We start from the raw sequence: 21325 nt of genomic DNA, 5'->3' as shown, positions 1-21325 counted from the left end.
ATTTATTAAGGAGAGTGATGATATGGGGAAAAAGCGCATTTATGAACTTGCAAAAGAACTCAATGTCTCCAGTAAAAAATTGATCGCAACGGCTGAGGAAAAAGGCTTCGCGGTCAAGAACCATATGTCAACGCTCGGCGAGAACGAAGAACGTCAATTACGGGCTGCTGTGCAACCCCAATCACAAGCCAAAACGAGTCGTCCCGCTAAACCGGCGCACACCACTGGTCATCGACAGGGCCACGCTCATGCGCAACAACACGCAGCGCAGCAGTCGGCGCATCATGCGACCGACCGCCATCAGTCCCAAGCTCCCCGAAAAACGACGAAGACTGCCGCAACACAGCGGTCCCAAGCGACAACGGGGCAGCAACAGCATCATGCACAACACAATAATAAAAATAATAATAGCCAGACCGGACAGCATCATGGGACGTCTAACTCCGGGACCGGCAGATTTGGTGGAAGCTTGAATAATAATACAAATAATAATGGCCGGCGTAATAGCCGGGGCGGACGCAATAACCGTAACAACCGGAATAATCGGCGCCGCAATAACAATAATAATCGTTACAAGAAGAACCAACGGATTAAAGATGTGAACCACCACAAGGGTGCACCAGAGCGGAAGAACAAGGCCTTACCAGAAGTCTTACTCTATAGCGATGGCATGAATGCCCAAGACTTAGCGAAGCTGTTACACCGGTCATCAGCCGAAATCGTCAAGAAGCTCTTTATGCTGGGTGTGATGGTCAACCAGAACCAATCTCTGGATAAGGATACCATTGAGATTTTGGCCGAAGACTACGGCATCGAAGCCAAGGAAAAGGTCCAAGTCGACGTTTCCGATATCGACAAGGCCTTTGATGCCGAGATGGCCAACAAGGACCATCAAGAAACTCGGGCCCCAGTTGTGACCATCATGGGCCACGTTGACCACGGGAAGACGACCTTGTTGGACCACTTACGGCACTCGCACATCACGGCGGGTGAAGCCGGTGGGATCACGCAAGATATCGGGGCTTATCAGGTCCACTACAACGATAAGCTGATCACGTTCTTGGATACCCCAGGACACGCGGCCTTTACTGAAATGCGGGCCCGCGGTGCCGAAATCACCGACATCACCATTTTGGTGGTCGCTGCTGATGATGGGGTCATGCCGCAGACTATCGAAGCCATTCACCACGCGAAGGCGGCGGGAACGCCAATCATCGTGGCGGTCAACAAGATCGATAAGCCGGGGGCCAACCCGAACCACGTCATGGAACAATTGACGGAATACGAATTGATTCCTGAAGACTGGGGTGGCGACACCATCTTCGTCAACATTTCCGCGAAGTTCGGCAAGAACATCGATGAATTGTTGGACATGATTTTACTGCAGTCCGAAGTCATGGAATTAAAGGCTAACCCAGAACAAAATGGGGCCGGTTCTGTGATTGAAGCCCGGTTGGATCAAGGAAAAGGGTCTGTAGCGACCTTACTGGTTCAACAAGGGACCTTACACGTTGGCGACCCAATTGTGGTCGGCAATACCTTTGGCCGGGTCCGGACGATGACCAACGAACGGGGCCGCGCCATCAAGGCGGCAGTTCCATCGACGCCGGTTGAGATTACGGGGTTGAGCGACGTGCCCGAAGCCGGGGACCGGTTCGTGGTCTTCGACGACGAAAAAACGGCGCGGGCTGCTGGTGAAGAACGGGCCAAGGAAGCCTTGGTCAAGGAACGCCAAAACACCAACCACGTCACGTTGGACAACCTGTTCGATTCCTTAAAGGAAGGCGAAATGAAGGAAGTCGACGTCATCATCAAGGCCGACGTCCAAGGATCTGTCGAGGCCTTAGTGGGCAGTTTGCAAAAGATTGACGTTTCTGGCGTGCGGGTCAACATCATTCACTCCGCCGTTGGGGCCATCAACGAAAGTGACGTGACGCTGGCTGAAGCGTCGAACGCCATCATTATCGGGTTCAACGTGCGGCCAACGCCACAAGCACGGTCCCAAGCCGATAGCGACAAGGTCGACATCCGCTTGCACAACGTCATCTACAACGCCATCGATGAGATCGAAGCGGCGATGAAGGGGATGCTGGAACCGACCTACGAAGAACAAGTGATTGGTCAAGTCGAAATTCGGCAAATCTACCACGCTTCTAAAGTGGGGACGATTGCCGGTGGGATGGTCACTGATGGTAAGATTACGGCCGACAGTGATGTCCGCTTGATTCGTGATAACGTCGTGGTCTACGAAGGTAAGCTGGGCAGTCTGAAACGCTTTAAGGATGACGTGAAGGAAGTTAAGCAGGGTTATGAACTCGGGTTAACGATTGAAAACTACAACGACATCAAAGTGGACGACGTGATCGAAGCGTACGTCATGAAGGAAGTTCCGGTTAAATAACGAACGGAGGCACAACGCAATGGCACAATATCGAGTTGGTCGCTTAGAACAAGAGATACAACGCGAGGTCACGGATATTCTCCTCAAACGGGTGCGTGATCCGCGCGTGGAAGGCGTGACCGTGACGGGTGTCGAAGTCACGGGTGACCTGCAGGAGGCGACCGTTTACTACAGTATCTTGTCGGACAAGGCATCGTCGGCGGAGAAGACCGCCCAGGGCCTGAAAAAGGCGACGGGGCTGATTCGCTCCGAATTGGGGTCCCGGTTGAGTATCTACAAGACGCCCGAACTCTTCTTTGAACGGGATAAGTCTGTACAATACGGGAGTCGCATCGACGAACTCTTGAACGATTTGCACCGTCAAGATCACGAGTAACGACCGTAGCTGAGCTGACGGGACGACACGTGACCAAGTTGCGTGCTTCCCAACGGCCCGAGAATGAGACGCAAAATGTAAACGCAATGCAAGCAAGGGCCGGGGGAATTTTGTCCCCGGCCTTTTTTTTGAGAAACGGAGGCCCATTCATGAACGGAATTATCCCCCTGCACAAGGAACGGGGCATGACTAGCTTCGACTGTGTGGCCAAACTACGCCACATTTTACAAACCAAACGCGTGGGTCACAGCGGTACGCTGGATCCCAACGTTGATGGGGTCTTACCCATTTGTGTCGGGACGGCCACTAAGGTCGTGCCGTACCTTATGGCATCCGGCAAAGTTTACCGGGGTAAGGTGACGTTAGGCGTTGCCACTACGACTGAAGATTTGGACGGTGACGAGGTGGCGCGTCAACCACTAAGCACGCCGTTTACAGCCGCAGCGGTGGCTGAAGCGGCCCAAACCTTGACGGGCACCATCCAGCAGACCCCGCCGATGTACTCGGCGGTGAAGGTTCACGGGCGGCGATTGTACGAGTACGCCCGGGCCGGGGAAACGGTCGAACGGCCCACCAGAACCGTCACGGTGGATTACTTTACCCTGACGGGTGCCGGCGACTTTGACGCCAGCACGGGAACCCAGACGATTGCTTTTGAAATTGGGTGTTCGAAAGGGACTTACGTCCGGACCCTCGCGGTCGATCTCGGTCGTAAATTAGGGGTACCGGCCGTGATGGCGACCTTGACCCGGCTGAAAAGTGGCGGATTTACGCTCGATCAAGCCGTCACGTTAGACCAGGTTGCCGCGGCCGTTGAAGCCGATGACCTCGCCAGCATTTTACGGCCCATCGATTACGCGTTGCGGGCTTACCCCCACGTGGCGTTGTCGGCCAAGCTGTGGCAACTGGTCAAAAATGGGGTCTTCTTAAGCGCGCAAGAAGTGGCCCAAGCAACCCCAACTAAGGTCCCCGTGTTGGCTTTGACCTACGAAAATGAGACCAAGTGTCTGTACCAGTGGTCAGATGAGAAGCAACAGTATAAACCGCTCAAAATGTTCGCGGTGAATTAAGCACATTAAGGAGAGAACAGCCGGTTATGGAAGTTATTCGCATACATCATCCTTTGGATCCGCAGAAAATTCCGGCAGATCCTGTCGTTTTAGCCATGGGCTTTTTTGATGGGGTCCACCGGGGGCATCAAGCCGTGATCAAGCGAGCCAAGGCCTTGGCCCAACAACGCGGGGTGAAACTCGCAGTTTTGACCTACGACCACCATCCCGCGTTGGTTTACCGGCCAATGACAGCCGATGACCGTAAGTATTTGAGCCCCGAGAAACGTAAGCTCCAACAGCTGGAACGGCTGGGCGTTGACCGGGTCTTTTGGGTTAACTACACGGGTGAATTTGCCGCCCAGACGCCCCAAGAATTTGTTGACCACTATTTGGTGCCGTTTCACACGGTGGTCGCGGTGGCGGGTTTCGATCACACCTACGGCAAAAAAGACGTCGCGACGATGGCGAACTTGAGCGATTACGCTCAGGGGCGTTTTAGTGTGGAGACGGTTCCCGAAATGACTCTTGCAACAGGGAAAGTCAGCTCGACCCGGATTCGTCAGGCTATGGGCGACGGCGATATCGATGCGGTCAATGACTTATTAGGCTATACTTACCGTACGACCGGGTTGGTCGTCCACGGGGAAGCCCGGGGACGAACCATCGGGTACCCCACGGCGAATGTGTTGGCTCCCGAAGACGAGTGGCTGCCCGGAATTGGCATCTACACCGCCCGTTTAAAGGTGGGGGCCATTTGGTACCCGGGGATGGTCTCAGTTGGACGGAACGTAACCTTTGGTGACGACCGGCCGATCACCGTGGAGATGAACCTCTTAGATTTTCAGGGCAACCTTTATGGTGAGTCCGTGGCTATCGAGTGGTACCATCGCTTGCGGGGGGAAATCAAGTTTGACGGTGCCGAAGGGTTAGTGGCACAGTTGCAGCGAGACGAAGCCCACACCCGGGATTACTTCGCCCAACACGGTCAGCAGAACTAGGCGGCAGACCGTACTGGGAAGGAAAAAATCCGTAAATTAGCACTTAACGAAAGAGATTGCTAAATTTCTTGTTGGATTTCTTGACTTAAAAACGCGAGTTTGCTACATTGTATATGTGTCTTAGCACTTGAAATTGTGAGTGCTAAAAAAGGGGTGATTGTGATGCTGTCAGAAAGACAGATGATGATTCTGCGGGCCGTTGTCCGTGATTTCACCAACAGTGGTGTTCCGGTGGGATCCAAGGCACTAGCTAAGCAGTTACCCATTCACGTCAGTTCGGCCACGATTCGTAATGAAATGGCGGCGCTAGAGGAATTGGGCCTGATTCGCAAGACCCATTCGTCTTCGGGCCGGATCCCATCGGTGGAGGGTTATCGCTATTACGTGGATCACTTGGTTAAGCCAGACCCGTTGCGGCCGAATGACTTAAACATGATTCAGTCGTCACTTGGCGGTGATTTTCACAAGATCGATGAGATCATTTCGCAATCGGCGACGATTCTATCGAATCTGACCAGCTACACGGCGTTTACGTTGAAACCGGAGCTGAAAGACAGCCGGTTGAGTGGCTTTCGGCTAGTGCCGTTGGGTCACCGTCAGATTATGGCGATTTTGGTCACTGATAGTGGCGACGTGGAGAATCAAACGTTTGATGTTACTGAAGCGGTGACCGGAGAACAATTAGAGGCGGTCGTCCGGTTGATCAACGACCAGTTGGTTGGTTTGACGCTCCCGGCAGTGTTACAAAAACTGCAGACCGACATTCCCGCGAAGATTACGCATTATCTGCAAAGTCCGCAAGGGTTCTTGGACATCTTTGGCGATGTGTTGACCCGGGCGGCGCAGGAGCGTTTCTACGTGGGTGGCCGATTGAATCTATTGAACTTCTCCCAGGACAGCGATGTGGATTCGCTCAAGGCGTTATATTCGTTGATTGATAAGACCGACGACATCGCCGACGTTTTGGGACAACCGCGGGATAACATTTCCGTACAGATCGGTAACGAAATGACCAACGATGCTTTGCGGTATTATAGTCTGATTACCGCAACTTACGATGTTAACCAACATGGTCGGGGCATGATTGCGATTTTAGGGCCGACGCGGATGCCATATTCGCGGATGATCGGTCTGCTGGGGGCTTTCCGCGAGGAGCTCGCCAAGAAATTGCTGGATTACTACCGACACTATGATGAGTAACGGAAAGGAAGGGGTTCTATCGTGGCTGATAAGCAACCAACATCTGCTGAAGATCAACAACCAAAGCAACCGACGTCGGCTGAGGACCAATCGCAATCAGCGGCACCGACTGACAAGGCTAAGCAGGCCACTGCTGATGCACAAGCAACGGCAAAAGCCGCTAAGAAGCCTGATCCACAGGCAACTCAGCTAGCCGCCGAGCAAAAAAAGGCGGCTGATATGGAGGACAAGTACCTCAGAGCTGAAGCTGAGATTCAAAATATGCAAACTCGCTTTGAAAAGGAGCAGGCAACACTGATCAAGTATGATGGCCAGCAATTGGCTAAGGACGTCTTACCAGTGATTGACAACCTCGAACGCGCGTTGGCTGTGAAAGCGACCGACGAAGCGGCTCAGGGGCTGAAGAAGGGTGTTCAGATGACCTACGATCACTTGGAAGATGCCCTGAAGCGCAATCACGTGACTGAAGTAGCAGCGCTGGGGCAGAAATTTGACCCGACCTTGCACCAAGCCGTCCAGACGGTGCCGGCCAGCGATGACCAACCGGCTGAAACGGTGGTCCAGGTCCTCCAAAAGGGCTATCAGTTAAAGGACCGGGTGTTACGACCGGCTATGGTCGTCGTGGCACAATAAACGTTGCGCAATAACTTTAAAAATCTAACAGTAAAAGAGGGAATTTTTGATGGCAAGCAACAAAATTATTGGAATTGACTTGGGGACGACGAACTCCGCCGTTGCCGTTCTAGAAGGTAACGCACCAAAGATTATCGCGAACAAGGAAGGCTCCCGGACGACGCCATCCGTTGTTGCGTTTAAAGACGGCGAAACTCAAGTTGGGGAAGTGGCTAAGCGCCAAGCCATCACCAACCCGAACACCATTTCATCCATCAAGAGCCACATGGGCGAATCTGGCTACAAGGTCACCGTTGACGGTAAGGATTACACGCCAGAACAAATCTCCGCGATGATCTTGCAACACTTGAAGTCCTTTGCGGAAGACTACATTGGTGATACGGTCAGCCAGGCCGTCATCACGGTCCCTGCCTACTTCAACGATGCCCAACGGCAAGCCACTAAGGATGCCGGGAAGATCGCTGGCTTAGACGTTAAACGGATCATCAACGAACCAACCGCTGCGGCTTTGGCTTACGGTTTGGATAAGCAAGACAAAGACGAAAAGATCATGGTTTATGATCTTGGTGGTGGGACCTTTGATGTGTCCATCTTGGATCTGGGGGATGGCGTCTTCGACGTGCTCTCCACTAACGGGGATACTCACTTAGGTGGGGACGACTTCGACCAAAAGATCATGGACTGGTTAATTGCCGGCTTCAAGGACGACAATAGCATTGACTTATCCAAGGACAAGATGGCTTTACAACGGTTGAAGGACGCGGCTGAAAAGGCGAAGAAGGATCTCTCCGGAGTTACGGAAGCGCAAATCAGCTTGCCATTTATTTCCGCTGGCGAGAATGGCCCACTGCACTTGGAAAAGTCCTTGACTCGGGCTAAGTTCAACGAATTAACGGCCGACTTAGTTGAAAAGACGCGGGTCCCAGTCGAAAACGCCTTGAAGGATGCCGACTTACAGGCTTCCGACGTTGACGTGGTCATCTTAAACGGTGGGTCCACCCGGATTCCAGCCGTTCAAGAAGCCGTTCAAAAGTGGACGGGTAAGGAACCAAGTCACTCCATCAACCCTGATGAAGCCGTGGCCTTAGGGGCTGCGGTCCAAGGTGGGGTCATCACCGGTGACGTTAAGGACGTTGTCCTCTTGGATGTCACGCCACTTTCCTTAGGGATTGAAACCATGGGTGGTGTCTTCACTAAGTTGATCGACCGGAACACGACCATCCCAACCAGCAAGTCACAAGTCTTCTCAACGGCGGCCGACAACCAACCAGCCGTGGATATCCACGTCTTACAAGGTGAACGGCCAATGGCGGCAGATAACAAGACGTTGGGTAACTTCCAACTGACTGATATTCCAGCTGCCCCACGGGGAGTTCCTCAAATCCAAGTCACGTTCGATATCGATAAGAACGGGATTGTGAACGTTTCGGCGAAGGATACGGGAACCAACAAGGAACAAAAGATTACCATCAAGAGTTCCGATGGCTTGTCCGATGACGAAGTCGAAAAGATGATGAAGGAAGCTAAGGAAAACGAAGCGGCCGACAAGAAGCGTAAGGAAGAAGTCGACACCAAGAACGAAGTCGACCAGTTACTCTTCCAGACCGATAAGACGTTGAAGGACGTTAAGGGTAAGGTTTCCGATGACGAAATCAAGAAGGCCCAAGACGCTCGTGATGCCTTAAAGAAGGCCCAAGAAGCGAACAACCTCGATGACATGAAGACCAAGAAGGATGATTTGACTAAGATTGTCCAGGATCTATCCGTCAAGTTATACCAACAAGCTCAAAACGCCCAAGGCGACGCTAAGGGTACGGCTGGTGATGCCGGTGCGCAAGGCACTAACGGCGATGCCAACCAAGGTGGTAAGGACGACGGGACCGTTGACGGGGACTTCCATGAAGTTCACGACGACGATAACAAGAAGTAAGCCGACCCAACTTGGCCAATAAGTTAGGGCAAAAAGTCAGAGTCCGCAGGGCTTTGGCTTTTTGTTTCGAGGTATGCTATTCTTACTAGTAGCTTTTTAATATCGGAATTCGATTGGGAGGAAAACGATGGCGCAAAAGGACTTATACGGTGTACTGGGCGTCGCTAAGGACGCCAGTCAAGATGAAATCAAAAAGGCCTACCGGAAACTATCGAAGAAGTACCACCCGGACCTGAATAAGGCCCCGGATGCGGCGGAGAAGTTTAAGGAAGTGCAGGAAGCCTACGATGTATTAGGGGACCAGCAAAAACGGCAAAACTACGACCAATATGGATCAGCAGACGGTGCACAAGGCGGCTTCGGCGGCTTTGGCGGCGGCCAAGCTGGCGGTTTTGGTGGCGGTGGCTTCGGCGGTGGCGGTTTCGACGACATCTTCAACCAATTCTTTGGGGGTGGCGGTCGCCGGAACCCAAACGCGCCACGACCGGGTCGTGATCTCCAGTACCAAATGACACTGACCTTTGAAGAGGCCATCTTTGGTAAGAAGACCACCATCACTTATACCCGTGAAGCCCAATGCCACACCTGTGGTGGTAACGGGGCTAAGCCGGGCACGTCACCCGTCACCTGTCACGAATGTGGCGGTTCGGGTTACGTGACGACGGTCACCAACACGCCACTGGGTCGTATGCAGAGTCAACAACCTTGCCCGGTCTGCCACGGCACGGGGCAAGAAATCAAAGAGAAGTGCCCAACCTGTGGTGGTTCTGGCCACGAGGAACAAAAGCACGAAGTTGAAGTCACCATCCCAGCTGGGGTCGATGACGGGCAACAGATGTGCTTACAAGGGCAAGGTGAAGCGGGGACCCATGGCGGTGGCTATGGCGACCTCTTCATCATCTTCCAAGTCACGCCTAGCAAGGACTTCCGGCGGGATGGGACCGATATCTACTTCGACCAACCCATCTCGTTCGTGCAAGCGGCGCTGGGCGATGAGATCATGGTCAAGACCGTCCACGGTAAAGTCAAGCTGAAGGTACCGGCGGGCACTCAAGGCGGGACCACCTTCCGCTTACGGGGCCAAGGCGTGCCACATTTGCGCGGCAACAGCAATGGTGATGAACGCGTGACCATCAAGGTCCAGACCCCGAAGAACCTGAATAAAGGTCAACGCGACGCCTTGCGCGATTTCGCAAAGGCCAGCGGTGAGACCGTTTCGGGTACTGGTAAGGGAAACCTCTTCGACAAGATGCGCGACAAGTTTAATGATAATTAATGATTGACCTGGGAAGTGTTCCTAGGTTCCAGCCATCAAGGCCACTGAAAGTGTTCAGTGGCCTTTTTTTGGTTACACAATTAACTAAATCGTGAAAAATGAAAAGAAACTGTTAAGGTTAGGGGGTGTCGTTTGCAATCAAACAGGGGCAATGCTAATCTCAAAACATAAGCAATCACCGGGACTCCCGGCGTTGCCGACACGCCGTTCTTCGTGGGAGAAGGACAGATCGTGTAACTGAACGACACCGACACGGGGATCGCATCACGATTAAGTCGGGTAATTTGGGGGTGAAAATTCATGCGCACAAAGTGGCTGGCAATTTTGCATCAGCCAGTGGTGGCCTTCATTGGCTGGACCGTTTTCTACTTTGCGATCATCATGGCGTTAGTTTATCTGTATGGATACAGTGGGTTACAAAGCACCACGTTTATCTATAACGAATTCTAACGGTTCGTGACGAAAATTGAATTTCTTTGGGGGGATAAAGATTGATTGATAATTTAATTACGGCGATCGACCAAGTGGCAGTAACCACGCCGGATCGGTTAGCTTACGATGATTTAGGCCAGACGCAGACTTACGCGACGTTGAAACGCGCATCGGACGCTTTAGCGGCCGCGATAGACGCCCTGCAACTGCCACGGGAGGCCCCCATCTTAGTTTACGGGGGCCAGACCTTTGAGATGATGGCGACGTTCTTAGGCGTCGTCAAGAGTGGACACGCTTATGTGCCGATTGATACGCACTCACCACTAGAACGCTTGACCACGATTAATTATATTGCCCATCCGGGAGCGGTCATCGCGGTGGCGAGTTTACAGACCGAGTTACCGAACACCACGGTGATTACACTGGACCGCTTACGGACGATTTTTAAAACACCGGTAACGTATCAGGTAGACCACGCTGTGACGGGGGATGAGACCTACTACATCATCTTTACGTCCGGCACGACGGGAAAACCGAAGGGCGTTCAAATTTCGCACGCCAACCTGTTGAGCTACGTGAACTGGATGCTCAGCGATGATTTTGCCTTACCAGCAGCCCCGCGGACGTTGGCCCAAGCACCGTACTCGTTTGACTTGTCCGTGATGGACTGGGGACCAACTTTGGCCAGTGGGGGGACGTTAGTGGCGTTGCCCAAAAAGGTGACCGATAACTTTAAGGGCCTTTTCGAGACGCTCCCGCAAATGCGGCTGAACGTTTGGGTCTCGACGCCGTCCTTTATGGACATCTGCTTACTGGAACCAACCTTTGATGGCAAACATTATCCAGATTTGCAACGGTTCTTGTTCTGCGGGGAAGAATTGACGCACGCCACGGCTGAAAACTTGCACCAGCGCTTCCCGCAAGCCCGCATCTTCAACACTTACGGGCCAACGGAAACGACGGTGGCGGTCACGCAGGTCGAAATCACACCACAGATTTTGGCGGATTACCCGCGGTTACCGATTGGCTATGCCAAGGAAGACACCAAGTTGACCGTGGTTGATGAACACTTGAACGAAGTGCCGACGGGAACGGAAGGCGAGATTCTGATCAGTGGTCCATCGATGTCTAAGGGGTACCTGCATAATCCAGACAAGACGGCTAGCGCCTTTATCGACTGGCACGGCACGCGCGTTTACCGTTCCGGGGACCTGGGCGTGGCGTTAGACAATGGTTTGTTCATGTACCGGGGCCGGACCGACTTTCAAATCAAGCTCCACGGGTACCGGATCGAATTGGAAGAGGTGAACCACTATCTGTCCCAAGAAGACCATATCCAAGTGGGCGTCGCGGTGCCGCGTTACGACCAAAACCATAAGGTCAGCCAACTGGTGGCCTGGGTGGTGCCGATTCAACACGAGATGACGGCGTTGGCGTTGACCAAGGCCATTAAGGAAACCTTACAAGGCGGCGACATGATGGAATACATGATTCCGCAACGCTTTGTTTACAAGGACAGCTTACCGATGACCCCCAACGGCAAGGTTGACATTAAATCGATTATTGCCGAGGTCAATCACTGATGCTGTCATTTGAACCGTACGGGAACCCCACCTACTTTGCCATTTTAGGGGTGGCGCTCATCCCACTCGTCATTGGCTTGCTATACGGTAGACGCTCACGACTATACGAAACGATTATCTCGATCTTCTTTCTGGTGCTGACCTTCGGCGGGCCCAAATGGACCCAAGGGGTGGCTTTGATCGTCTACATTTCGTATGAAGTGTTGCTAACCTGGGGGTATGCCGTCTACCGAAAGCAAAAAAATTCGGGACCGATTTTCTATCTGATGGTCATCCTGGCCATTCTACCGCTGACCATCGTCAAAGTGACGCCGGCCGTGGAAAACGGGCAGAACTCGTTGATTGGGTTTCTGGGGATCAGTTACCTGACGTTTCGGGCCGTGCAGACCATGATGGAGACGCGCGATGGCACGTTGAAAAACTTTCAGATTATGACGTTTCTGCAGTTTATGCTCTTTTTCCCCACGATTTCTTCGGGGCCCATCGACCGTTACCGGCGCTTTGAGCACGATTACCGGTCGGTGCCGGACCGCGACACCTATTTGGGGATGATTCAAAAGGGTGTGCGCTACATCTTCGTCGGCTTTTTGTACAAGTTCATTCTGGCTTATTACTTCGGGCAAATCTTATTGCCACGGTTGCTCCAAATGGGGATGCAAGCGCGGGGCGGGTTCCTGGATCTGTCCTGGCCGGTTCTAGGCTACATGTACGTCTACAGTGCTTACTTGTTCTTTGATTTTGCGGGGTACAGTTTGTTTGCTGTGGGGACCTCGTATCTGATGGGCATTGCCACGCCGATGAACTTTAAGCAACCTTGGCGTTCACCTAACATCAAGGATTTCTGGAATCGGTGGCACATCACGTTGTCCTTCTGGTTCCGGGACTTTATCTACATGCGCTTGGTCTTTTGGTTCATGAAGCACCGCGTCTTCAAAAATCCGCGCACGACGGCTAACGTGACGTACATCATCAACATGTTAGTCATGGGGTTTTGGCACGGGGTGACCTGGTATTACATCACGTACGGCCTGTTCCACGGCTGTGCATTAGTGATCAACGATGCCTGGTTACGTTACAAGAAGAAGCACCGTGAGAGTGTGCCGCATAACCGGTTCACCCAGTGGTTCGCCATCTTCTTAACGGCCAACCTGGTGTGCTTTAGTTTTCTGATTTTCTCAGGATTCTTGAATCAACTTTGGTTCACCAATTAAAACGGAGTCTTCAATTTCATTTAGGGGGAAATAACAATGGATGTTCAAGCAACGGTATTAGAAATTTTAGCAGATCTAACGGGGAACGATGTCAGTGGAGCGATGGACGATAACTTGTTCGATAGTGGCTTACTGGATTCCATGGGATCTGTGCAACTGCTTTTGCAATTACAAAGCGAGTTAGGAATCAGTGTGCCAGTCTCTGAATTTGAGCGGTCAGAGTGGGACACGCCCAACAAAATCATTACTAAAGTGGAAAGCCTGGTCTAACTAATGGCTAAGCGACTACTACGGATTTTTGGGCCGATTATTTTAGCGGCCCTGCTGGTTCTCGCGGTATTCGTCTCACCAGTTACTTTCGGCTTTAAGCACGTCAGCGCAGGTGAAGAACGTCAAGCAGCCGTTTCCTTATCACCCAATGTGTTGAAGGGTAAACGACTCAAGGCGGCCGCACTCGGAGAAAATTACGTGCCGTTCTTTGGCTCATCGGAGTGGTCGCGGTTCGATCCGATGCACCCGTCGGTTCTGGCCCAAAAGTACGACCGGAGTTACCGGCCGTTTCTGTTGGGGGCACGGGGCACGCAATCTCTGACGCAGTTCTTCGTGATGCAAAACATCCAGGGGGACTTGCGGCATAAAAAGGCAGTCTTCGTGATTTCACCGCAGTGGTTCGTCAAAAATGGGACGCGTAAAGACGCCTTTGGCTTCTACTACTCCCAGCTACAAACGACGGAGTGGCTGTCGCATTACCGGCACGATGCCATTGACCGGTACGCCGCCAAACGCTTGCTGCAGATGCCGGTCGCACAATCTGACCACTTCATTTACGCGGCGTTGCAGCGGGTGGCGTCTGGGAAGTCGTTGACTGACTACCAAAAAGTTTACCTGCGTGCCAAAATGAACATGCTGACGCAAGAAGATCAATTCTTCTCCGGAATTAACTTGCCGTCGCAGAACCTAAACAAGGTGATGCAACAAACGAAGAAGTTACCCACTCATTACTCCTACGCTACGTTGAATCGCCTGGCCGGTCAGTTGGGGAAAGCCCAAACGGGTAATAACCGGTTCCACATCAGTGATACCTTTTATAAGCAACGGTTAAAAAAGGTGATTCGCAAGGGGAAGCTGAAGAACTTCCAAAAGAACCTCAGCTACACGCAATCCCCAGAGTTTGCGGATTTCCAACTGGTCTTGGATCAATTTGCGCGGTTGGACACCAACGTGATGTTTATCATCCCGCCGGTCAATGACCGCTGGTCCGCGTACACGGGGTTATCCAAGTCGATGTTGCGCCAGTTCGACCGCAAGATTCGCTACCAATTGGAATCGCAAGGTTTCACGCACATCTGTGATTTGAGCCACGATGGTAACGTGCCGTACTTCATGACGGATACGATTCATCTGGGGTGGCGCGGCTGGTTAGCCGTGGATCAACAACTCAATCCGTTCTTGACCAAGTCCCAACCAGCGCCACATTACAATATTAACGATAAGTTCTACTCGCAACAGTGGCAACAGTTACCACCGGAGCGTTTAGCCGCTTATAAGGTCACATCGAAATAGGGTCAGGGGAGGCGTTCGGCAACTTGTCGGTCGCCTTTTTGTGTGCGTGGGCCTAAGTTTGTACTTCCCCGTGATGGTTGGTATAATTATCGAGACAAATGGTAAAGAAAGTAGGAACGCAAATGGATTTGGAGAAATTAGCGCAACATCAAAAATATATTCGGAATTTTTCCATTGTGGCCCATATCGACCACGGGAAATCGACCCTCGCGGACCGGATCTTGGAAATGACCGATACGGTCGCCAAGCGAGACATGCAAGACCAAATCCTGGATAACATGGACTTGGAACGGGAACGCGGCATCACCATCAAGCTGAACGCCGTCGAACTGACCTACCACGCTAAGGACGGTCATGATTACGAATTTCACTTGATCGATACTCCCGGCCACGTGGACTTCTCCTATGAAGTTTCGCGGAGCTTAGCGGCGTGTGAAGGCGCCGTCTTGGTCGTCGACGCGGCTCAAGGGGTCGAAGCTCAGACCCTAGCCAACGTCTACTTGGCCCTCGATGATGACCTGGAAATCGTCCCGGTGATCAATAAGATCGATCTGCCATCGGCTAACCCTGATAAGGTCAAAAAAGAAATCGAAGACGTGATTGGCTTGGATGCTTCCGATGCCGTTTTGGCCAGTGCCAAGCAGGGCATCGGTATCGAAGACCTCTTGGAACAGATCGTGGCCAAGGTGCCGGCACCGACTGGTGATTTGACCGCGCCGTTGAAGGCGTTGGTCTTTGACTCGGTCTACGACGATTATCGCGGCGTTGTGTTGAGCGTGCGGTTGTATGACGGCACGGTGCGCCCCGGTGACAAGATTCGAATGATGAACAGTGAAACGGAATATGAAGTCACCGAAGTGGGCGTGAACTCGCCCAAACCTCTAAGTCGCGACTACTTGATTGCCGGGGATGTGGGTTACATCACGGCGGCTATCAAGGACATCACGAAGACCCGAGTCGGGGATACCGTGACTAATGCTGACGACCCGGCGGCTAAGGCCTTACCGGGCTACCGGGAAATGAATCCGATGGTCTACGCGGGACTTTACCCGACGGATAATGCCAAGTTGAACGACTTACGGGAAGCTTTGGAAAAGTTGAAGTTAAATGATGCGGCCTTGGAATTTGAACCAGAATCCTCCCAAGCATTAGGTTTTGGCTTCCGGTGTGGGTTCTTGGGGATGCTCCATATGGACGTGGTCCAGGAACGCCTGGAACGGGAATTCAACCTGGATTTGATTACCACGGCACCATCGGTCACGTACCATGCCTACTTGACGGATGGCACGATGAAGGAAGTCGAAAACCCGTCCGAAATGCCGGAAGCGGCGGCTATCAAGCGCATCGAAGAACCCATCGTTAAGGCGACCGTCATGGTCCCCAACGACTACGTGGGGGCGGTGATGGAGCTATGTCAGCACCGGCGCGGGCAGTTCGTGACCATGGAATACCTGGACGATTACCGGGTCAACATCGTCTACAACATGCCGTTGTCCGAAATCATTTTCGATTTCTTTGATAAGTTAAAGTCCAGTACCCGCGGTTACGGGTCCTTAGATTATGAGATGAACGGGTATCAGGAAAGTGACCTGGTCAAAATCGACCTGTTGTTGAACGGCGACAAGGTGGATGCCTTGAGTTTCATTGCCCACCGGACCTTTGCGGCCCAGCGCGGTCGGGAGATTGCGACGCGGTTGAAGGGCATCATTCCACGGCAAAACTTTGAGATTCCGATTCAAGCGGCCATCGGCGCGAAGATCATTGCCCGGACGACTATCAAGGCTTATCGCAAGGACGTGACGGCCCACCTGTATGGAGGGGACCGGACTCGGCGGATGAAGCTGTTAGAGAAGCAAAAGGCCGGTAAGAAACGGATGAAGGCTGTGGGGCAAGTTGAAATCCCCCAGGAAGCCTTCATGGCCGTGTTGAAGACCGATGAAGACGAAACGAAGTAAACTTAAATAATCCCAAATAAGGCTTATCTCAGTTGGCATGATGCTAATTGAGATAAGCCTTTTGGTGTACGATGAGATCAGTGCTTATGCACCTCAAGTGTCAACGACCGGGGTGCGTGGCCGCGGACCTTGTAGGTGGCGCTTTGGGCGGTATCCGCCTGAGTGAGTTTCTGCGCCAAGGCCTTCGCCTGCCCGTCATCGAGGCCTTCCAAATCGTAGGTGACGACCCAGCGCGCGGGAATGGCCCGTACTTTGACTAAAATTGGTTGAATCAGGTTGTCCATAATTATTTGCCTCCTGATAAATCTTAGGTTCATTGTAGCAAAGTTTAAGTTCTACAGCCGGGGCCAAACAAAAAAGCCCGGACGAGTGGTCCAGACTTTTGGTAATTGACGGGATGCATAGGGTGAATCGACTTACTCCGCCGTGGCGTCCTCTTCCAACTCTAACCAAATCGTGAGGGGGGAAGGGATATAATCGGGCCAATTCTCCATCTTCTTGGCACACCGGTCGAGCAGGTGGCTTTGACCATCGGTAGCGAGGTCATCAAAGACGCTTAAAGCGGCCGGATTATCGGTTAAATCAGTCATCAACGTTGGCACGGCGTGTTTCCACTCCTCAATTAAATCTTGATAGATGACGATTCGCCGGGCTTGGAGGATGGTGTAATCAACCCCCTCCACGTGGAGTCGTTTGATCAACCGGTCGTACTCGTTGAAGACGGCGGTCTGGGCGCGTTGCCAATCCGTTTTGGTGAAGGTTACTTTTTCTTCTCGCATGGTCGAATACCCTCTTTGACAGTGATATCACAATTTTGTGTCGCTTACCTAAAGCAAGCCTGACAACAGTATAGCATTTTACTGTCGAATGGGTAACGGCTTTCGGGTGGGGAAGTCGTTGCGGGGGTTCAGAAACCTAATGCTCCTCTTTCTTTAACAACGTTACGATTTCCTGTAAGTATTTTTCTTCGGCCGTTGGCTCCGCTTCTTCTTCCTTCTTAGGGGCTGGCAGGACCTTATTGATGGTTTTGACCAGCAAGAAGACTACGAAGGCGATGATAATGAAATTGATGATGGCGTTGATAAACGCCCCATAACGAAAGTGTGCTTGGCCCACGGTTAAGACCAGGTTGGAAAAATCGATACTGCCAACGAACATCCCGAGCAGGGGGTTGATCAGATTTTCGACCAGGGAATTCACGATGGCGGTGAAAGCTGCTCCAATAATGACCCCAACGGCGAGGTCCAAAACGTTGCCCCGAGCCACGAACGCCTTAAATTCTTTAAACATAATGTGACACCTTCCTCATTAAGTTGACTTGCCCTAATTTTCGACGATTTATTGGGAAAATGCAACCTAAACGCGGGGCTAATGGTGAGGGACCACGGTGATGAAGCCCATAAAAATGGCTGGTACGTCACAATTATTTGACCGTTAAAAGGTTAACGGGACGGGCACGAAAGGACTAGGCACCAGGCCCATAATCCGGTATATTATGGGGATAGCCACCAAGATAAACGGATTTAAATAAAGGGGGAATCACTGTTATGGAAGAAGAACAAGAAGTCAACTGGTACGCTGAGATGCGGGCCATTGAAGCGGCGGAGGACCGGGCTTTGTGTGTCTTAGGGAGCCCCTTGACCAACCAAGAGATTGCGGTTGCTGCGGAGATCCCATTAGCTGTGATTACGGCCGTGCGGGAGCAAGAAGTGGATTACCGGATGTTAACGGTTGAAGATATTTTGTCTCTGGACGATATTTATGAGTTGGCTCAGGAAGCTTTTGACGAACCAGAATTTTTTGGCTAACTGCTAATCAATGATCAGAAAAACTATTCTGTGGGGCTCCGCGACTAACGTTAGGAGTCCCGTTTAGTTTGGCCATCGGGGGTCGCCAATCAATCCCAAGAAAACTTAAGGTTTTTAGGGGTTATGAGTTTCTAATTTCAATCACTCATGCTATAATGTAAGTGGTTTCATGAAACGGAATTGGCGTAAAAACTGGTTTTCATCGGAAATCGGTCTTGAATTTTGGCTTCCCTAAACTAATTGCTTGCATTTTAGGGGCAAATCCATTACTATGTTTAATTGATACAATTTAAAGTGTCGACAACCGAAGACGGTCGTTCCCGTTGGTTAAACCAAAGTAGATTGTCATTTAGGAGGTGATTACCATGCTGAGTCGAACCAAAGAATATTTACGACAACATAATTATCGTTACGAAAAGTCGTACATTCGACCGCTAATGGCACCCGAGAGTGTCTACGTATTCAAGTTCGGTCGCAATTCGCTCAATAATCGGGTAATCATTCGTTATGGTCATACGTGGACTGGACGCCAGCGAATCAACGAGATTGACTTGCGGCTCCACAAGCAAAAGCATCCCCGTGTGTTTCAAAATGAAGCGGATATGCTGGATTATTTAGAAACACATCTTGCCCGTCGAGAGCAACGAAATGCTGACCATCCGACCGATGCCGAAAAGGTCTAAGGTTGGTTCCATTAATTTTTAAAGGCTAATGGTGAGCCAGCGACAACTTGAAATTGTCGCCGGCTCTTTTCATTTTTAAGGAGGACATTTCAGTTATGCAGTGGACAGAAGTCAGCGTGCTGACGACTAATGAAGCGGTTGAGGCCGTTAGTAACATTTTACAAGAGGCGGGGGCCAGTGGGGTCAAGATCGATGACGCCGCCGATTACGCCAATTTAAAACCAGGTAAGTATGGTGAGGTCGTGGATCTCAACACGATTCCGCACCGAACTACGGGCGCCGAAATCACCGCCTACTATCCGGAAACGGTCTTCGTACCGGAGATTCTTCCCACCATCAAGCAACGGGTCGCACAATTAAGCCAGTTCGGTTTGGACCCGACCCCTGGCACCGTGACCACCAAGGCGGTCGCTGACGAAAGCTGGGCCACGGCTTGGCAGAAGTATTATCATCCGGTACGAGTGACCCGCTATTTGACGGTTACGCCGAGCTGGGAAGCCTATGAACCCGTGCAAGCCGGCGAACAAGTCATTCGGCTGGATCCGGGGATGGCCTTTGGGACCGGGACCCATCCGACCACCATCTTATCGTTGATGGCCTTAGAAACGGTCATCCGTGGTGGGGAAAGTCTCTACGACGTGGGAACCGGTTCGGGTGTGCTCAGCATTGCGGCTAAAGCTTTAGGGGCGGATCACGTCGAAGCGTTCGACTTAGATGACGTGGCGGTGCGTTCGGCCAAAACAAACTTAGATTTGAATCCAGTGGCTAAAGATGTGGTTGCTCGGCCGAATAATTTATTGAACGACATTCACCAGCCGGTCGACATCGTGGTGGCCAACATCTTGGCCGAAATCATCGTGTCCCTGGTGCCACAAGCCTGGGAGAACCTCCAACCCGGGGGCCATTTCTTGACGTCGGGCATTATCGCTGACAAATTAGATACTGTGGTGGCCGCCCAAGAAAAGCAGGGCTTTATCATCGACAACGTGCTACAGATGAAGGATTGGCGCGGTGTCATCGCTCACAAACCAACGGAGGATGAATAAGGGATGCAACGTTATTTCTTAGAGACGCCCCAACAGGACGGGGATCAAGTGACGTTACCGGCGACGGTACAACACCACTGGGTCGTGGTCTTACGCGCCCAAGTAGGCGACGTGGCTGAATTTGTAGATCAGACGGCCCACCTGTTTCACGGTGAGCTTCTGCGCGTCACGAACGACGGTCACGCCGAGGTGCGGTTGACGGCGGTGGTGACGCCCACGGTCGAACTGCCCGCGCACGTGATCATCGCTTGTGGTTTACCGAAGCAGGAAAAAGCGGAGTGGATTGCGCAAAAGGCGACCGAAATGGGGGTCCAACAGGTTATTTTCTACGGGGCCGACTGGTCGATTGCCAAGTGGCATTCCCAGAAAGTTGCTAAAAAAGTTGCGCGCTTGACTAAGGTCGCTAACGGGGCGGCTGAACAATCTCACCGCTTAGTCCGACCGACCGTGACTTACGTGCCTAACCTTGCAGCGGTATTGGCGACCCCTAACGACCTCACCTTAATGGCTTATGAAGAATCCGCTAAGCGGGGCGAACACAGTGCGTTAACGGCGAACTTACAACGGGTCGTCGCCGGGCAAACCGTGCTGGCCATCTTCGGTCCCGAGGGTGGAATCAGTCCCGCCGAAGTCACCCAAGCTCAAACGGCTCACGCGATTTTGGTGGGGTTAGGGCCGCGAATCTTACGGACGGAAACGGCGCCATTATACTTTTTGGCCGCGGCGTCGACCATTTGGGAGTTACAAAGTCCGCAACGAGGGTGAAATCCCCTTGAAAACATGCTAAAATAGGTCCAATTATAGAGAGAGTAAAGGTGAATGCAATGGCATTTCTGGAAAAGTTGGGCTGGCGGTATTGGCTCATGGGAGTAGTTGTGGGCGTGGGCTTACCAGCCCTAGCAATGGGGTTGGGATTGGATCCAGTCTGGCGTTTCGGTGGGCTATTGTTAATCTTGAACGGGGGCGTTTCAATTGGGCTAGGTCACTTTGTGGCCACGCGACAACGACCGTGGTGGCTACTGCTGGTCTTTCCCGTGTTCTATTTTATCGGGGCGAGTGGGTTTCTCCCCGGTTACACGCGCTACTTCGCACTGGTCTATCTGTGCCTGTCTTATTTGGCTTACGGATTGACGGTTACGGCGCAAGCAGAAGAATCTAAAAATTAAGGGTGGTGGCGT

22 protein-coding genes are annotated in these 21325 nt (G+C 52.0%); 19 read left to right on the top strand and 3 right to left on the bottom strand.

Annotation, left to right across the window (positions count from 1 at the left end):
• Positions 1-22 precede the first annotated feature (22 nt).
• From infB to lepA, 14 genes are all read left to right on the top strand, one after another.
• On the top strand, positions 23-2401 hold the full coding sequence (infB, locus tag DXH47_RS02635) for a translation initiation factor IF-2 (protein ID WP_129031530.1): 2379 nt from the start codon (positions 23-25) through the stop codon (positions 2399-2401).
• A gap of 19 nt (positions 2402-2420) precedes the next feature.
• Complete coding sequence (rbfA, locus tag DXH47_RS02630; RefSeq protein ID WP_129031529.1) at positions 2421-2777, top strand: 30S ribosome-binding factor RbfA; 357 nt, start codon at positions 2421-2423, stop codon at positions 2775-2777.
• Positions 2778-2926: 149 nt separating this feature from the next.
• Complete coding sequence (gene truB, locus DXH47_RS02625) at positions 2927-3847, top strand: tRNA pseudouridine(55) synthase TruB (protein WP_129031528.1); 921 nt, start codon at positions 2927-2929, stop codon at positions 3845-3847.
• Between the two features lie 26 nt (positions 3848-3873).
• On the top strand, positions 3874-4827 hold the full coding sequence (ribF, locus tag DXH47_RS02620; protein ID WP_129031527.1) for a riboflavin biosynthesis protein RibF: 954 nt from the start codon (positions 3874-3876) through the stop codon (positions 4825-4827).
• A 162-nt stretch (positions 4828-4989) separates the two neighbouring features.
• Positions 4990-6027: a heat-inducible transcriptional repressor HrcA gene (gene hrcA, locus DXH47_RS02615; RefSeq protein WP_129031526.1), complete on the top strand. Its 1038-nt coding sequence runs from the start codon at positions 4990-4992 to the stop codon at positions 6025-6027.
• 21 nt (positions 6028-6048) lie between these two features.
• The gene (gene grpE / locus DXH47_RS02610) at positions 6049-6660 is read left to right on the top strand and encodes a nucleotide exchange factor GrpE (RefSeq protein WP_129031525.1); all 612 of its coding nucleotides are present in this window, start codon (positions 6049-6051) and stop codon (positions 6658-6660) included.
• A gap of 49 nt (positions 6661-6709) precedes the next feature.
• On the top strand, positions 6710-8590 hold the full coding sequence (dnaK, locus tag DXH47_RS02605) for a molecular chaperone DnaK (RefSeq protein WP_129031524.1): 1881 nt from the start codon (positions 6710-6712) through the stop codon (positions 8588-8590).
• A gap of 127 nt (positions 8591-8717) precedes the next feature.
• Complete coding sequence (gene dnaJ / locus DXH47_RS02600) at positions 8718-9866, top strand: molecular chaperone DnaJ (RefSeq protein WP_129031523.1); 1149 nt, start codon at positions 8718-8720, stop codon at positions 9864-9866.
• A 300-nt stretch (positions 9867-10166) separates the two neighbouring features.
• The gene (locus DXH47_RS02595) at positions 10167-10316 is read left to right on the top strand and encodes a teichoic acid D-Ala incorporation-associated protein DltX (protein WP_129031522.1); all 150 of its coding nucleotides are present in this window, start codon (positions 10167-10169) and stop codon (positions 10314-10316) included.
• 41 nt (positions 10317-10357) lie between these two features.
• Positions 10358-11881 carry a D-alanine--poly(phosphoribitol) ligase subunit DltA gene (dltA, locus tag DXH47_RS02590; protein WP_129031521.1) on the top strand — a complete coding sequence of 508 codons (1524 nt, stop codon included), beginning with the start codon at positions 10358-10360 and terminating at the stop codon, positions 11879-11881.
• A complete protein-coding gene (gene dltB / locus DXH47_RS02585) occupies positions 11881-13092 on the top strand; it encodes a D-alanyl-lipoteichoic acid biosynthesis protein DltB (protein ID WP_129031520.1) in 1212 nt (403 codons plus the stop codon). The genes dltA and dltB overlap by 1 nt, the downstream gene beginning before the upstream one ends.
• Positions 13093-13128: 36 nt before the next feature.
• The gene (gene dltC / locus DXH47_RS02580) at positions 13129-13362 is read left to right on the top strand and encodes a D-alanine--poly(phosphoribitol) ligase subunit DltC (protein WP_129031519.1); all 234 of its coding nucleotides are present in this window, start codon (positions 13129-13131) and stop codon (positions 13360-13362) included.
• 3 nt (positions 13363-13365) lie between these two features.
• The gene (gene dltD, locus DXH47_RS02575; RefSeq protein WP_129031518.1) at positions 13366-14655 is read left to right on the top strand and encodes a D-alanyl-lipoteichoic acid biosynthesis protein DltD; all 1290 of its coding nucleotides are present in this window, start codon (positions 13366-13368) and stop codon (positions 14653-14655) included.
• A 122-nt stretch (positions 14656-14777) separates the two neighbouring features.
• Complete coding sequence (gene lepA, locus DXH47_RS02570) at positions 14778-16610, top strand: translation elongation factor 4 (RefSeq protein WP_129031517.1); 1833 nt, start codon at positions 14778-14780, stop codon at positions 16608-16610.
• Positions 16611-16687: 77 nt separating this feature from the next.
• On the opposite strand, the gene DXH47_RS02565 is transcribed toward lepA, so the two are convergent.
• The 3 genes from DXH47_RS02565 to mscL all read right to left on the bottom strand — a co-directional run bounded on the left by DXH47_RS02565 (position 16688) and on the right by mscL (position 17900).
• Positions 16688-16894 (bottom strand): hypothetical protein, encoded by a 207-nt coding sequence (locus DXH47_RS02565; RefSeq protein WP_129031516.1) that lies wholly within the window; start codon positions 16892-16894, stop codon positions 16688-16690.
• Positions 16895-17026: 132 nt separating this feature from the next.
• Positions 17027-17389: a hypothetical protein gene (locus tag DXH47_RS02560; RefSeq protein WP_129031515.1), complete on the bottom strand. Its 363-nt coding sequence runs from the start codon at positions 17387-17389 to the stop codon at positions 17027-17029.
• Between the two features lie 136 nt (positions 17390-17525).
• The gene (gene mscL / locus DXH47_RS02555; protein WP_129031514.1) at positions 17526-17900 is read right to left on the bottom strand and encodes a large-conductance mechanosensitive channel protein MscL; all 375 of its coding nucleotides are present in this window, start codon (positions 17898-17900) and stop codon (positions 17526-17528) included.
• Between the two features lie 257 nt (positions 17901-18157).
• Here mscL and DXH47_RS02550 point away from each other — a divergent pair, with 257 nt between their 5' ends.
• The 5 genes from DXH47_RS02550 to DXH47_RS02530 all read left to right on the top strand — a co-directional run bounded on the left by DXH47_RS02550 (position 18158) and on the right by DXH47_RS02530 (position 21313).
• The gene (locus tag DXH47_RS02550) at positions 18158-18418 is read left to right on the top strand and encodes a hypothetical protein (protein WP_129031513.1); all 261 of its coding nucleotides are present in this window, start codon (positions 18158-18160) and stop codon (positions 18416-18418) included.
• 365 nt (positions 18419-18783) lie between these two features.
• Positions 18784-19101, top strand: a complete 318-nt coding sequence (locus DXH47_RS02545; protein WP_170954933.1) for a hypothetical protein — start codon at positions 18784-18786, stop codon at positions 19099-19101.
• Positions 19102-19196: 95 nt separating this feature from the next.
• On the top strand, positions 19197-20147 hold the full coding sequence (prmA, locus tag DXH47_RS02540) for a 50S ribosomal protein L11 methyltransferase (RefSeq protein ID WP_129031511.1): 951 nt from the start codon (positions 19197-19199) through the stop codon (positions 20145-20147).
• A gap of 3 nt (positions 20148-20150) precedes the next feature.
• Positions 20151-20912, top strand: coding sequence for an RsmE family RNA methyltransferase (locus DXH47_RS02535; RefSeq protein WP_129031510.1), 762 nt, complete (start codon positions 20151-20153; stop codon positions 20910-20912).
• 98 nt (positions 20913-21010) lie between these two features.
• Positions 21011-21313 carry a hypothetical protein gene (locus tag DXH47_RS02530; RefSeq protein WP_225423482.1) on the top strand — a complete coding sequence of 101 codons (303 nt, stop codon included), beginning with the start codon at positions 21011-21013 and terminating at the stop codon, positions 21311-21313.
• The last annotated feature ends 12 nt before the right edge of the window (positions 21314-21325 follow it).

The sequence above is a fragment of the Levilactobacillus suantsaii genome, assembly GCF_004115745.1.
In the GTDB taxonomy this organism is placed as follows: Bacteria; Bacillota; Bacilli; order Lactobacillales; family Lactobacillaceae; genus Levilactobacillus; species Levilactobacillus suantsaii.
Note: the sequence above shows the minus strand (reverse complement) of the source record. Positions and strands in the feature narration are given on the sequence as shown.